The following is a 14,277-nucleotide window of genomic DNA, read 5'->3' as shown; positions in this document are numbered from 1 at the left end:
GAGCCGGGCACGACGAAGGGCCCCCGCAGCATGCCTAAGACCTGAACCCTCGTGGTTGAGGCATCAGATCGGCTGGCGCTCACGCCCGGGGGCCGGCCCAACGGCGGACGGCGCGCTGGCCCTCCACGGCGATGGCGGCCAACAGCGCCAGATACAGGAGGGGGACCACCCAGAACAGGACGGCGGAGAACCCCTCCGCGAACCCCCTGCCGAACATCCGCATCAACAGGGACGGGTACATCTCGCCAGGGTTCGACTCGGGCACCGCCAGCGCGAGCAGCACCCAGGCCCCGTAGTAGGCGAAGGAGAGCTTCGCTCCGACCGGGCCCAGCCAGTGGCGCCACTGGCGGCGGCGGAAGATCCAGGCGAGCAGCCCGGCGATCACCTGCCCGGCGATGATGGCGGGAATACCGATCACGGCGAACAGGAAGAACGTCATGTCCGTGGGCGCGGTCAGCACCCGCAGGATCGCCAGCACGCCCGGCAGTGCCACGATGCCCAACCACAGGCCCTGGTACGCGTACTCCCCGAGGGGATAACGCGGCACAGGGACCTCGGTGGACATCATGGGATCAGCGGGTGAGGCGGCGGTGGGCGGTCGACTTCGGGCGCGACGCGACCGGGCCGAGTCGCTCGATCTTGTTCTGCTCGTAATCGGCGAAGTTGCCCTCGAACCAGAACCACTGCGCCGGGTCCTCGTCGGTGCCTTCCCACGCGAGGATGTGCGTGGCGACACGGTCGAGGAACCAGCGGTCGTGGGAGATCACGACGGCGCAGCCGGGGAACTCGAGGAGCGCGTCCTCGAGGGACTGCAGCGTCTCGACGTCCAGGTCGTTGGTGGGCTCATCGAGCAGGAGGACGTTGCCGCCCTGCTTCAGCGTCAGCGCCAGGTTGAGGCGGTTGCGCTCACCGCCGGACAGCACGCCGGCCAGCTTCTGCTGGTCAGGGCCCTTGAAGCCGAACGACGCGACGTAGGCGCGCGACGGCATCTCGAAGTTGGCGACCTTGATGTGGTCGAGCCCGTCGGAGACGACCTCCCACACGTTCTTCTTCGGGTCGATGCCGGAGCGGCCCTGGTCCACGTAGCTGAACTTGACGGTCTCACCCACCTTCACGGTGCCCTCGTCGGGCTCCTCCTGGCCGGTGATCGTCTTGAACAGGGTGGTCTTGCCGACGCCGTTGGGGCCGATGATGCCCACGATGCCGGCGCGCGGCAGGGTAAACGAGAGGTCCTTGATCAGGACGCGGTCCCCGAAGCCCTTCCTGAGGTCGCGCACCTCGAGGACGACGGAGCCCAGGCGCGGGCCGGGCGGGATGTTGATCTCGGCCAGGTCGACGGCGCGGTTGCGCTCGGCCTCGGCGGCGAGTTCCTCGTAGCGGGCCAGGCGGGCCTTGCTCTTGGCCTGGCGGGCCTTGGGGTTGGAGCGCACCCATTCGAGTTCCTTCTCGAGGATGCGGGCGCGCTTGGCGTCCTTCTTGCCCTCGATCTGGAGGCGCTGGCGCTTGGTCTCCAGGTAGGTGGAGTAGTTGCCCTCGTACGGGTGGAGGCGGCCGCGGTCCACCTCGCAGATCCACTCCGCGACGTTGTCGAGGAAGTAGCGGTCGTGCGTGACGGCCAGGACGGCGCCCGGGTAGCTCTTGAGGTGCTTCTCCAACCAGTCGACGGATTCGGCGTCGAGGTGGTTGGTGGGCTCGTCGAGGAGCAGCAGATCAGGCTCTTCGAGGAGCAGCTTGCACAGCGCGACGCGGCGGCGCTCACCACCGGAGAGCACGTCGACGGGGGCGTCCGGCGGCGGGCACTGGAGTGCGTCCATGGCCTGCTGCAGCTTGGAGTCGAGTTCCCACGCTTCGCGGTGGTCCAGCTCCGTCTGGAGGGTGCCCATCTCTTCGAGGAGCTTGTCGTAATCGGCGTCCGGCTCGCCCATCTCGACGCCGATCTCGTTGAACCGGTCGAGCATCGCCTTGGTGTCGGCGACGGCCAGTTCCACGTTCTCGATGACGGTCTTGTCGTCGTCCAGCGGGGGCTCCTGGAGCAGGATCCCGACGGTGGCGCCCTTCTTGAGGGCGGCCTCGCCGTTGTTGGGGCGCTCCAACCCGGCCATCACCTTCAGGAGGGTGGACTTGCCCGCACCGTTGGGCCCGACGACGCCGATCTTGGCGCCCGGGAGGAAGTAGAGGGTGACGTTGTCCAGGATGACCTTCTCACCTGCGGTCTTCCGGACGTTCTGCATGCTGTAGATGAACTCAGCCACTGGTATCGGCTTTCCCTTCGTAGCGGACCGCTGGCCAGTGTATGCCGCTTCGAGGACAACACCGAAAACGAGTTGCTTCCGTCGCCATCATCCGTTCCCCATCGGTTCACTTCCCCTTCCCCTGACGGTCATCTCACCTTCCTAACCTCATGCCACAGCGGAAGGAACCCCATGCATCACCACGATGACCATCAACTCACCCCCGAGGAACTGGCAGACGTCCGGCGTCGAGGCGACGCGGAGCTGCGTCGCCTCGGCTACAGCCGACGAGCCATCCTGCGCGCAGGCATGGCCGCGACGGCGGCGTCGGCCATCCCCGGTGCCGTCCTCACGTTCTCGGCTCGGCGGGCGACAGCCGATGATGGACCCCAGCCCGTGAATCCGGATCAGCTGCTCTGGCTCGTCGGCGATCACCACGTGCATACGCAGTACAGCCACGATGCGAAGTACCGCATCAAGGATCAGCTCGACGCGGCCGAGCACTTCGGGGTCGACTGGATAGTCTTCACCGAGCACTCGAACTTCCAGCACGCCGATCCGGGCGTGTTCAACTCCCTCGCGGAGATCAAGGCTGAGCGCGCAGCCAGGCCGGACATACTGATTTTCCAGGGCATCGAGTGGTACATCCCTGCCGCAGAGCACTGCACCGTCATGGTCACCGGTGAGCGCGAGGCGGAGATCCTGCGTGCCTTCGAACTGGTCTACGACGGCAAACTGAACGGATGGGAGAAGCCCCCCGTGGGCAGCGAGGATGAGGCCTTCCAGGAGCAGAAGGCAGCCGAGGCAATCGCATGGCTCGGTCAGCAGAAGCGCGACGGTGCCATCGACGACGCTCTGATCATCGCCAATCACCCCATGCGTCTGGGCATCGACTCCCCCGACGAGTTCCGGCTCTGGAACGACGCGGATCCCCACATCATGATCGGGATGGAGGGCGCCCCCGGAGCTCAGGGCTACCCCTACGGACGCAACGTCGGCTACGGCGACCAGCGCGGTGAGTACGTCAACGAGCCACGCGCCGATTCCTACCCCGGCTACACGGTCGAACACATGAGAACCTACGGAGGCTGGGACTGGATGACGGCCACCGTCGGCGGATTCTGGGACTCAATGCTCGCCGAGGGGCGCCGCTTCTTCGTGACCGCCAACTCGGATGCACACCTTGCCGCCTGGCACACCTGGCGGCTGGGCGACTACCCCGACACCCCGGAGTACCGGGACGCTGGATCCGAGCACGAGCAGATGCGTCTCCTCGGTGGGCGCCGTCCCCATCCCATCGACACCGACACAGGGGAGGTCGCAGGCGATCTGCTCATCTCCAACGGGGACGGCTCGACCACCATCTCCGGCGACCTGATCCGCAGCGAAGTGCACGCGCAGCGGTACCGGGATGCCGAGCGGATCCGCGCCGAGATCGACGCAGACACGCCCGGAGGGCAGTCCCCGCAGTACCCGCATCCACTCATCGAGACGCAGGGCGGCTCGGACTTCTGGCCGGGGCAGTTCACCCGCATCCACGCCGGCGCCACGGACCGCAGCTATCCGGCGGTCATGGCGGCGCTGCGGGCGGGCCGGGTGTGGGCCGACCACGGCCGCCTGCTCGACGCCTTCATCGTCAAGGTCAGCGCAGACGGCACGGACGCCGTGACGCTGGGCGGCACGCTCACCGCCCCGAAGGGCTCCACCGTCACGGTTGAGATGACCATCACCGCTGCATCCAGGCCGGTGCGCTCGATCGCCATGAGCGCCGACGATCCGGACGCCACGGATCCGACCAGGGCAGCCGAGTGGGTCCCGGAACTCGCCTTCGTCGACATCATCGGTGGCCCCATCACCGGGACGGCAGAGGACAGGGAGACAGTGCATGCGCCGCACACGCGGGTGCTGCGCAGCTTCGACACGGGTGGCCGAACGGGCACCTACACGCTCACGCACATCTTCGACGATGTGCAGGACAGTTTCTACATCCGCTTCCGTGGCTCCGATGGGAATCGCCACGGCGTCGGTTACCACGGCGTCGAGGTGGATCCCCGAGGCCCGATCATGCACAGCGACGACCCCCGGGCGGGGAATCCTTGGATAGACACGTGGTTCTACGCCAACCCTGTGTTCGTTGAGGTCGGGCCGCCCGTGCCCTCTCCGGATGTGCCGTCAACCTCACCGTCGCCCACCGCACCTCCTCCGAGCCCCACGCCGGTACCCACCGCGGAGGGGCCCGCACCCACCGCCACCCCGAGCACACCTACCCCGAGCTCGCCAGACCGGCCAGCGCGCCCGGGCCTGCCCTCCACCGGGCGCTGAACTGACAGCCCAGAGCCTCCGGGCGGTCACTGCGCCGCCCGGAGACCGCGGGCGTGCCCGGATTGGCACAATGGGAGCCGTGCCATCGAGATACCCCGTCCCCGTGCGTCCACCCACGTACGGCCGAGCGCCAGCCAAGGTGGCCGGCGGTCGGCGCGTGGGCGTCTACGAACTGTTCGACGGCATCTTCATCGTCGTGTCCCTGGCGTTGACGCTCTGGTATGCGGGGGTGCTGCTGGTGCACGGCTTCTCCTGGTCCCCCACCCGGATGCTGCTGCTGATCGTGTTCTGGGCGCTGGTGGCCTACCTCGCCCTCCCCCGCCTTCACCAACTGTTCACGTTGCTCTACGTGCCCGACTATTTCATCGGCCGGTCCCGGACCGCCGACGGCCTCCTCGGCGACCCCGTCAACCTCGCCCTCGACGGCGACGAGGCGGACATCCTTCAAGGAGTTCTCGACGGCCTACCACCACCGCAACGGCGGCGGGGACCGGATCACCACCGACGGCAACCTGCCGGTGCTCGAGGTCGACGGCGCCGCGCGGCGCCACCCCGCCCAGGTGACCCCGCAGAACCGGACGCAGCGCCACCACCTCCCGCCGTTCCAACTGCTGCTCGCAGTGGGCCTCATCGGCCTGCAGGCCATCCTCTTCGCCGTGTACTGGTGGGGCTTCGACCTCTCCGGCGCCTTCACCGACGCCGGCCGCGGCCTGGTCAACGTCTTCGGCGCACTGATGATCCTCGTGCCGGTGGTGCTGGCGGGCCTGACGATCGTGCGCGTGCGGTGGGCGAAGATCCTGCTGATGCTGTTCGTGGCCTTCAACAGCGTCACGGAACTCACCGACGCCAGCGTCCTCTATCAGGCGGGCTTCAGCACCGTCGTGGTGGCGTCATTCAGCGTGCTGGTCCTGCTGGCATTGACGGCCCGCCCGGTCCGCGAATGGGTGGGCCTCCAACGCGGTGGCCGGGTGGAGAAGCCCGAGCCCGCCGTCGCGATCAACGCGGGCTAGCTCAGAGGAGGCGATCGAGGAGTTCGCGCGCCTTGCCGTAGCGCTGCACCTCTGCCTCCGCGGGGGCGACCACGTGGCGGGCCCCCACCTCGGCCACGGCCTTGTCGAGGGCCTTGCGGGCCCGCTTCGCGGCTCCGTTGGCGGCGATACGGATGGCCACCCCCGACACGGCGGACAACACGATGCCCAGCAGCACGCCGCCGATCACCATGATCGACGGCACCGGCACCTGCAGCCCGCCCTCGGGGCCGAGCGGGTAGATCTCCACCTTCGGCAGCCCGAAGTAGCTCAACACCACGTTGAGCGCCAGCCACAGCGCGCCCGCCACCACGGCGACGATCAGCGCCCACTGCAGGCCGCGGATGAGCTGCCACCACGCCGGGGTGCGGTCCACCTTGAGGTCGGTGACGACGATGGCACGATCCAACTGATCCCCCAACGTTCCCTCGGAGGTGTGGACCGCGCGCCCGATGGATTCCTGCCAGCCGGGCGGCATGTCCTCGCCCAACTCGTTGGTGAGCCCCCGCAGGCCCGTCGACAGGTGCGACGACGCCGCGGCCGAGCGCGTCTGCAGCGAGCTGCGCTGGGTCAGCCCCGTCGACTCCTGCCCCGCCGGTTCCTTCGAGCCTGTCGTGATCTGCTGGACGGCCGCCGTGCCCAGGCGCAGGCGCTTGAGCGGGTCCGGCCTGAGCCGGCTCAGCCACTTCACCAACGGCCACCCGGTGGCCAGGTGCCCGCGGTGCTTGACGGAGCTGCGCACGGCGTCGACCACCGTGGGCACGCCCGCGGCGGCCGAGAGCTGCGCGTTGAGGCGGGCCACGGTCTCCTTGCGCACCTCGCGGGTCGACGAGCGGCCCATCGCCGCGTCCAGTTCGCGGGCGGCGACGGCGACGTCTGCCTCCAGACGCATCGTGGCGGCCCGCTTGCCGGTGGCGAGCTTGGCGAGGCGCGCACGCAGGTCGTCGACCCCCTGCCCGGTGACCGCGGAGGTGGCGAGGATGGGCACGTCGTGGAGCCCGTCGTCGTCCAGGAGCCGGCGGATGTGCGCCAGGCAACGCGCCAGGTCCTCGGGCGAGAGCCGGTCCGCCTGGTTGAGCACCACGGTGACCACCTCGCGGTGCCGGGCCAGCGGCCGCAGGTAGGACGTGTGGATGGCGGCGTCGGCGTACTTCTGGGGGTCGAGCACGAAGATGAACTGATCGACGAGCGAAACCAGCCGGTCCACCTCCTCACGGTGGGCGGTGGCGGTGGAATCGTGATCCGGCAGGTCGAGGAGGATCAGATCGGCCATGCCCTCGACGGGTGGGGCCACCTCGTGGCGGCGGGTCACCCCCAGCAGGTCCAGCAGTTGGGTGTTGGTGGCGGAGAAGCTGGCGGCCATGGTCAGCGACGTCGTGGGGCGGCGCGGCCCCTGCTCCGCGAGGCGGGTGCCGGTCAGCGCGTTGAACAGGCTGGACTTGCCGGAACCGGTGGCGCCGGCGATGGCGACGACGGTCTGGGCGCCGGCGGCCAGCCTGCGGGGGGCGTGGGTGAGGATGGCGCGGGCGCGCCCTTCGGCCTCCGCCGGCACGCGGCCCTGGGCGAGGTCGAGCACCTCGCCCAGCGTGGTGAGCTGTTCGGAGATCTGGCTCATGTGAGGTCCGGGGCGGTCAGGTCGTCGAACGCGCTGCGGGCGGCGTCGCGCAGCGCGGCGGCGGCGGTTTCGAGTTGTGCGGTGGCGCCTTCGTCCACGGCGAGGGAATCCAGGATCGCCCCGTAGCGGGCCAGTTCGACGGCGAGCACGCCCTCGACGCGGCCGGCGAGATCCTTCTGCGCCTGCTCCGCGAGCCTGCGCACGGCGCCCTCACCGAAGACGGCCTCGAGGAGGCGTTGGGCCAGCACGGAGGCGCCGCCGGCGATGCCCACCTCGGCACCGGTGAGGCCGCCGGTGGCGGCGAAGACCACGATCATCAGGGCCAGCGCCAGCACGTTGGTGCCCAGCGCCAGGACGCGTGCCTTCATGCGCTTGCCGCGGCCCTGGTCCTCCACGAGGCGCATCACGTCTGACTGCCAGGCCCGGATGGCGGCGGTGGCGGCCTCGTCGAAACCCGCCGACGGGCGGGCCAACGCGGGTTCGGCGGCGATGATGTCGCGACCCCAGCGGGTGCGGGACCACTTTACCGCGGTGTCCTCGGCTGCCCACTGCCCCTTTTCCTTCAGCACGGCTGCCAGGTTGTCCGAGATCGCCACCTCGACGGCCTCCACCTTGGGTTCCCCGCGGAACCAGCCGGTGATCCGGTCCCGGAAGGCGCTGATGCGTTCCTCGATGTTGCGCATGAACTCGCCGGTGCCCACGAGGTCCTGCCAGCGGCTGAGGATCTCGCCGCGCAGCATGGTGCCGTCGCCTGCGGCCTCGGCCACCTCGGCGGCCGCCTGCCGGTAGGTGCCCACCGACTGCTCGCGCAGTTCCTGCAGTGCCTCGTCCTGGCGCTGGATGCCGGCGATCAGCTCGCGCAGTTGCGGGTCGAGGGAGCGCACAGACCCGGCCAAGGACTGCGTGGCCACCTGTGCCCTGGCCTCGGACTGCGTGGCCAACTGCCCCAGCCACTGGCGCAGCCCGCCCACATCCGCCAGCGGTAGCATGCCGTCGGGCGGCAACGCGCGCTCAGCGACGGCGAACAGCTTGGCGGAGGCGAGTCCGCGCTCGGCCAACATCTGGGCGAGGTGCCCGGCGACCTGGCTGATGGCGGCGGGCGGGCACCTGTTGACGACGACGGCGAGCATGGTGTTGCGCTCCTGGGCCTGCTGCAGATAGTCCCAGGGCACCGCGTCGGCGTAGCGGGCGGCCGAGGTCACGAAGACCCAGAGATCGGCGGCCAGCAGTAGCTGGCGGGCGAGCGCGCGGTTGGCGTCGTCGATGGAGTCGATATCCGGCGCATCCAGCAGCGCGAGGCCCGGGGGCAGGTCCGGGAACGCCACGATGTGCAGCGCGCGGGAGTCGTGGAGCTGCGTGTCGGTGCGCACCAGGCCGGGCAGCACCTTGTCGGAACGGAACCACTCCTCGTCGTCGGGGTGGCAGATCAGCACCGGCGACTTCGTCGTGGGGCGCAGCACGCCGGGACGGGTCACCTCGGCGCGCAGCAGCGAGTTCACCAGGGTGGACTTCCCCGCCCCGGTGGAGCCGCCGACGACGGCCAGCAGCGGCGCGTCGAGCCGGGAGGCGCGCGGCAGGAGGTAGTCGCGCACCTGGTGGGCCAGGGAGCCGGCGAGGCTGCGCAGCGACTCCGCGCCGTCGAGGGGAAGCGGGAACTGCGCCGCTGGGAGGGAGGAATCGAGGAGGTGGAACGCCTCGACAAGCCTCTGTGTACCGCTCATGAACGCACAGGATAGTTGCCGCCGACGCCGGCCGGGCCAGGCGCGGACGGTTGGGCGTAGTTACTGGTCAGCGGCCCGCCCGGACCGTCCTGCGGAGGCGGCGGTGGCGGGAGCTGGCTGCGCTTGTTCTTGCGCGGCGGGATCATGGGGTGGCCGGCGTAGTCGCTGAACGCCACCTGTTGCAGCTCGTGGATCTCGAGGATGAGGTCGTGGGCGTGGTCGTCGCCCGGTGCTGCCACGGTGCCGCGGGTCATGGCGTTGCGGAGGTAGGCCAGTTCGGTGACGCGGCGCACCAGCTTGGACGTGCGCCACCAGGTGCGGGGCCCGCGGAACAGCGCGTACAGCAGCAGCTTGAAGCGGCGGGTGGGGCGGCCGAAGAGTTCCACGTCGCGCTCCGTGAGCCAGCCCGCCCGCTGGTAGTCGGTGAGACGCGCGCGGATGAGCTGGGCGTTGCCGATGATGCTGACGATCAGCGAGACGATGATGACACCCACCAGGCCCAGCGCCATGTACCACTGCGTCATGAGGTTGTCGGGATGGTTGGTGGAGGCCAGGCCGTTGAACAGCATGTGCCCGGCGCACGACAGCAGATAGCCGGCCACCGGGGCCATCACGCGGACCCACTTGGACCGGGCGCCCAACCCGATGGCGAGGCCGGCGCCGGTCATCATGGTGAACAGGGGGTGGCCGAACGAGGTGTAGAGGCCGCGCAGCATCACGAGCTCCATGAAGGATTCCTTCGGCTCCGCGATCGTGATGTCGTTGGTGGCCTGCATCCAGACGCGGGCGTAGTAGATGATGTTCTCGGTGAACGCGAAGCCGACGGCGCAGAGGCCGGACAGGGTGATGATCGACAGGCGCGAGACGATCTTGTTGCGCCACAGGATCACCAGCAGGACCAGGATGGTGGCCTTGGCGAACTCCTCCACGAACGGCGCAGAGAAGACCGCGGCGCGCGAGCCCGCGTCGGCGTTGGCCTGCGTGGTGGCCATGGCGGTGCCCATCCAGGTGTTGACGTAGATGGAGAACCAGGTGGAGGCGCAGGCGCCCCACCCCAACGACAGCAGCCACACCACGGGGTTCGAGGCGCGGAATCTGTCGAGCAGGATGAACAACGCGGTGTAGGCCAGCAGCGTCCACATCGCCCAGTAGGCGCCCAGCTTGATCGACTCGTTGGTCAGCCCGAGCGCCCGGGTGCCGTCCTCGAACTCGCGGTCCGGGTGCAGCAGCCAGTACTGGTCGTACAGCATCCAGTAGTACAGCGGGAGGAGGATGAGCGCCATCCAGAAGAGGGGGCTGCGCAGGAGTCGCTGCCACCAGGGACGACGACCCCCGGTCTGCGGAAGGCCGTTGAGCCATCGTTCGCGCCGGCTCGGGCTGATCTGCGCGGTACTCACCCGGTCAGAGTACCCTCACCGCATGCGCAGCTTCTTCGAACAGATGCCCCCATGGGACCGCAACGACGGTTCCCTCCACCTGTACGCACTCCCCGATGACGCCGTGCGCGAGCGGCTGGACGAAGCCGCCGCCCTCATCGACGGGGTGCCGCACCTGCCGCTCGTGCCCGATGCGTGGCGACACTTCACCGTGCGTCGGCTGGCCCAGTTCGACGACCTGAAGCATGCCGAACTCAGCCGGCTGGCCGAGGCGGTGACGGCCGAACTGGAGGACGTGGCCGCCTTCGATCTCAACGTGGGCGCCCCGCAGGTGCAGGAGCGGGCCGTGGAGTGCGTCGCGGAGGCATCACCCGGGTGGGAGGCGTTGATCGGCGCCGCCGGCCGCGCGGCCGAGCTGTTCGGCGGTGAGGTCTTCGACCCGCCCCACGCGCCGCACCTGACCCTCGCGTACGCGACGGGTGACGTCGAGGATGCCGAGGTCCACCGTCGGCTGGAATCCGCGCAGGCGATCGGCACGGTGCACATCGGGCAGGTCCACCTGGTCTCGGTGACGGTGCGGCCCGAGCTGGGCTGGTTCGACTGGGTCGAGCTGGCCAACTGGTCCCTGTGAGACAGCGCCCCCGGCAGGACTCGAACCTGCAACCCACGGATTAGAAGGCCGTTGCGCTATCCATTGCGCCACGGGGGCCGGCGCTTCAGTGTAGCCCGCTGGCAGTTTGTGCTCCCAGCCCAATAGGTTGGGTGGCATGAGTGAGAAACTGGTGTGGATCGACTGCGAGATGACGGGCCTCGATCTGGAGACCGACGCGTTGGTCGAGGTTGCGGCGCTGGTCACTGACGGTGAACTCAACGTACTGGGCGACGGCGTGGACGTCCTCATCAAGCCGTCCGACGAGCAACTCGCTGCGATGGGCGACTTCGTGCGCGACATGCACACCAAGTCCGGCCTCCTCGATCAGTTGCACACCGGCACCACGATGGACGACGCGATGCGGCAGGTGCTGGAGTATGTGCGCGAGCACGTACCGGTGGCCCGCAAGGCGCCGCTTGCCGGCAACACCATCGGCACGGACCGCGCGTTCCTCGCCCGCGACATGCCCGAACTCGAGCAGTGGGTGCACTACCGCAACGTGGACGTGTCCTCCATCAAGGAGTTGGCCCGCCGCTGGTATCCCCGCGTGCAGTACCTCGCCCCGGCGAAGTCCGGCAACCACCGGGCACTGGCTGACATCCAAGAGTCCATCGAGGAGCTGCGCTACTACCGCGAGGCGCTGTTCCTGCCGCAGCCCGGCCCGTCGTCGGAGCTGCTGCGCGAGATCGCGGCCCGGCACCGGGGCTCGCTGACCGGCGCCCCAGAGCCCGCCCCACACACACCCGTGAAGAAGCCTGCGCAGGGCTGAGCCGCGGATTTCGCAAGTCTGCCGCCCGTGCGCTAACATTGGTCGCTGCCGGGCAACCGGCAATGGTGGGTATAGCTCAGTTGGTAGAGCACCTGGTTGTGGTCCAGGATGTCGCGGGTTCAAATCCCGTTACTCACCCCAAACGGGTCAGGTGTGAACTCGCGACCAAGGGTCCGCCCTTGGTCGAGGGTTCAGCCTGGCCCATCTTCTTTGCCTCGGCGGCCCAGCTCAGCGCGTCGGCATGGAGGCCGGGGATGCTCAGCCCGTCGTACGGGTTGCGGTAGCCGACGCGCACGTCGTTGTCCTCGTCGATGTCGATCGTCTTGAACAGCGCCTGGTTGAGGAGCCGACGGTTCGCATCGTCGGCATGCTCGTAGATGTCGGCGGCGTTGGACAGTAGTTTCAGTGAGTCGTCGAGGTTCGCTCTCGCGTCGGCGTAGTGGTCGTGGTGCGCGGTGATCCGGTACTCGATGGTCTCCAGCGACGCGGTGATCCGGTCCTGTTCCCGCTTGAGCAGGTCGAGCGGGATCGCCCCCGCGTAGTGAGCCTGGAGCAGCTTCTGTTGCTCGCCTCCGAGCTGGGTCCTCCGGGACGCGAGGTCGGCGAGTTCAGCGGCTCCTTCGGCCATCATTTCGTCGAACCGGGCATGGATCATCGCCGAGACCGCCTCGATCGTTTCCGGGTCGATCTGCACCTTGGCGTAGAAGCGTTCGATGAGTCGTTCAACCTGCTCGATCAGCATCGCCTGTCGGGTGCAGTCGCCCCTGCCGCCGTGCCTGCTCGCGCACACGAAGTAGGGATAGATCGTGCCTTGGCTGCTCTTCGCGTTACATACGATCAGGCGCGAGCCGCACTGCCCGCAGAACACCGTGCCTTTCAAGTAGTGCTCGTGCACCTGGGTAGCGTCCGCGGCCGAGCGGTGGGTGCCGAGCACGGTCTGCACCTGATCCCACACCTCGTTCGGGACGATTGCCTCGTGTCTGGGAAGAGCCGGCAAACCCCCGCCCCTAGTGACACGACGTGTCAGCAGCTGATCACGCAATCCCCCACAACCCCCCGATCCGCTCTCTTTCCACGAAATCAGCTGCGGAACCCCAGCACAACCATCCCGTGAAGAAGCAGACTCGAGCAGGGTCTTCGGAAAGAGCGCGAGGCGTCACGCGGTGACGGCGATCTCCGCCTTGACCCTCCTATTGGCCTTCTCCACGTCGAGGCGCGTCAGCAGCAGCAGGATGATGAAGTTCATGATGGCCGGGATCCACAGGTACATGAAGCTGATCATCTGCAGCGCGGACTCCGGCTGCGTGTCCGCACCACCGACGTAGCCACTCCATGCGAGCAGCCATCCTGCCAGTGCCGTCCCGATTCCGCCGCCCAGCTTAACGCCGAACGAGGTACAGGAGTACATGACCCCATCGATGCGCCGGTTCTTGGTGAGGTAGGTGTACTCGCACGCCTCGGCTATCAGTGCGTTCAACGTGCCTTGCAGCGGGCTCATCCCGAGCGAGGCCAGGCCCGTGAAGAGGAGCATGAGGGGAATGCTGCCCATGTACGCCGCGACGAGAACACCGAGCCGGCCGACGACCGCGATCACATACCCGGTGATGTTCACCCGGTACATCTCACCGAACCGCTTCACGAGGAACGGGGTGAAGAGCAGACCGATGATCAACGGCGCGTTGATCGCCCACGCGAAGACTCCGAGAAGGTTCGCGTCGCCGAGGATGTACGTCATGAAGTAGATCCCCATGTTGAGCGTCGCGGTGAAGATCTGCGCCAGGAGGAACACGAGTAGGATGATGAGGTAGTACTTGTTGGCCACCACGAGCTTCGCGGCCTCCTTGAAGCTGGTCACCTCCACCTCGGCGAGCTCCGCGGGGTCATGGTGGGCGCCCGGCCGGTCCGCAAGCTCCTCGCGCGAAAGCTCGCGCACCGAGAACACCGACAGCGAGTTCACGGCTAGCCCGATCACGGCGTAGATGATGGCGATCGTGCGCCAGCCCTCGGCGCCGCCACCGAACTGTTGCACACCTGCGACGGTGAAGGTCTGGATGAGCATGCTCGTCCCGAAGGCGAACATGAAGCGGATGGAGCCCATCTGCACACGCTCGGCACCGTTCTTGGTGATGAGCGCCGTCAACGCCGAGAAGGCGATGTTGTTGGCCGTGAAGAAGACCGCGTTCAGCAGCGTGTAGGCGATGAAGAACCAGGCGTATTGCGCGGTCTGGCCGACGTTGGTCGGGATCGCGAAGGTGGCGATGAGCGTGGCGGCGCAACCGAAGTACGCCCAGAACATCCACGGACGTGCCTTGCCCATCTTCGTATGCGTGCGGTCGATGAGGTTTCCGAAGAAGAGGTCACTGACCCCGTCGAAAAGCCGGGAGACCATGATCAATGTGCCGATGATGCCTGGGTTCAAGCCCACGGCATCGGTGAGGTAGATCATGACGAACGCGGAAAGGAACGCATACACGACGTTCCCGCCGACATCGCCCGATCCATAACCGATCTTGTTGTACCACTTGAGGTACGTCTTCTCTTGGGTGGCATGCACGTCGTTGTG

Annotated in this window: 11 protein-coding genes and 2 tRNA genes; 5 read left to right on the top strand and 8 right to left on the bottom strand. The window is 68.0% G+C overall.

Features of this window, described 5'->3' with window-relative positions; all coding sequences use genetic code 11:
* Positions 1-79: 79 nt before the first annotated feature.
* Complete coding sequence (locus BN1186_RS01090) at positions 80-568, bottom strand: hypothetical protein (RefSeq protein ID WP_040281725.1); 489 nt, start codon at positions 566-568, stop codon at positions 80-82.
* A 4-nt stretch (positions 569-572) separates the two neighbouring features.
* Positions 573-2,252 carry an energy-dependent translational throttle protein EttA gene (gene ettA, locus BN1186_RS01085; protein ID WP_040281723.1) on the bottom strand — a complete coding sequence of 560 codons (1,680 nt, stop codon included), beginning with the start codon at positions 2,250-2,252 and terminating at the stop codon, positions 573-575.
* A gap of 171 nt (positions 2,253-2,423) precedes the next feature.
* On the opposite strand from ettA, the gene BN1186_RS01080 reads away from it, so the two are divergent.
* Positions 2,424-4,553 (top strand): PHP domain-containing protein, encoded by a 2,130-nt coding sequence (locus BN1186_RS01080; protein WP_052459626.1) that lies wholly within the window; start codon positions 2,424-2,426, stop codon positions 4,551-4,553.
* 518 nt (positions 4,554-5,071) lie between these two features.
* Positions 5,072-5,563 (top strand): hypothetical protein, encoded by a 492-nt coding sequence (locus BN1186_RS01075; protein ID WP_040281719.1) that lies wholly within the window; start codon positions 5,072-5,074, stop codon positions 5,561-5,563.
* 1 nt (position 5,564) lies between these two features.
* Here the strand turns inward: BN1186_RS01075 and BN1186_RS01070 are convergent, their stop codons facing one another.
* The 3 genes from BN1186_RS01070 to BN1186_RS01060 are packed head-to-tail and all read right to left on the bottom strand — an operon-like array spanning position 5,565 to position 10,314.
* Positions 5,565-7,196, bottom strand: a complete 1,632-nt coding sequence (locus tag BN1186_RS01070; RefSeq protein WP_040281717.1) for a GTPase — start codon at positions 7,194-7,196, stop codon at positions 5,565-5,567.
* Positions 7,193-8,917 (bottom strand): GTPase family protein, encoded by a 1,725-nt coding sequence (locus BN1186_RS01065; RefSeq protein WP_052459625.1) that lies wholly within the window; start codon positions 8,915-8,917, stop codon positions 7,193-7,195. Before BN1186_RS01065 ends, BN1186_RS01070 begins: the two co-directional genes overlap by 4 nt.
* On the bottom strand, positions 8,914-10,314 hold the full coding sequence (locus tag BN1186_RS01060) for a PrsW family intramembrane metalloprotease (protein ID WP_139650733.1): 1,401 nt from the start codon (positions 10,312-10,314) through the stop codon (positions 8,914-8,916). The genes BN1186_RS01065 and BN1186_RS01060 overlap by 4 nt, the downstream gene beginning before the upstream one ends.
* Before the next feature lie 22 nt (positions 10,315-10,336).
* On the opposite strand from BN1186_RS01060, the gene BN1186_RS01055 reads away from it, so the two are divergent.
* Positions 10,337-10,924 (top strand): 2'-5' RNA ligase family protein, encoded by a 588-nt coding sequence (locus BN1186_RS01055; protein ID WP_040281715.1) that lies wholly within the window; start codon positions 10,337-10,339, stop codon positions 10,922-10,924.
* A gap of 5 nt (positions 10,925-10,929) precedes the next feature.
* Here BN1186_RS01055 and BN1186_RS01050 read toward each other — a convergent pair.
* Positions 10,930-11,002, bottom strand: a tRNA-Arg gene (locus tag BN1186_RS01050).
* A gap of 58 nt (positions 11,003-11,060) precedes the next feature.
* On the opposite strand from BN1186_RS01050, the gene orn reads away from it, so the two are divergent.
* The gene (gene orn, locus BN1186_RS01045; RefSeq protein ID WP_052459623.1) at positions 11,061-11,714 is read left to right on the top strand and encodes an oligoribonuclease; all 654 of its coding nucleotides are present in this window, start codon (positions 11,061-11,063) and stop codon (positions 11,712-11,714) included.
* Positions 11,715-11,779: 65 nt separating this feature from the next.
* Positions 11,780-11,855 (top strand) — tRNA-His (locus BN1186_RS01040).
* Here BN1186_RS01040 and BN1186_RS01035 read toward each other — a convergent pair.
* Positions 11,848-12,711, bottom strand: coding sequence for a recombinase zinc ribbon domain-containing protein (locus BN1186_RS01035; protein WP_246043196.1), 864 nt, complete (start codon positions 12,709-12,711; stop codon positions 11,848-11,850). The genes BN1186_RS01040 and BN1186_RS01035 overlap by 8 nt on opposite strands.
* Positions 12,712-12,870: 159 nt before the next feature.
* Positions 12,871-14,268, bottom strand: coding sequence for an MFS transporter (locus BN1186_RS01030; RefSeq protein WP_040281969.1), 1,398 nt, complete (start codon positions 14,266-14,268; stop codon positions 12,871-12,873).
* Between the last annotated feature and the right edge of the window lie 9 nt (positions 14,269-14,277).

This window comes from Tessaracoccus massiliensis, assembly GCF_000826065.2.
In the GTDB taxonomy this organism is placed as follows: Bacteria; Actinomycetota; Actinomycetes; order Propionibacteriales; family Propionibacteriaceae; genus Arachnia; species Arachnia massiliensis_A.
The sequence above is the reverse complement of the archived record's forward strand: the minus strand, read 5'-3'. Positions and strand labels throughout refer to the sequence as shown.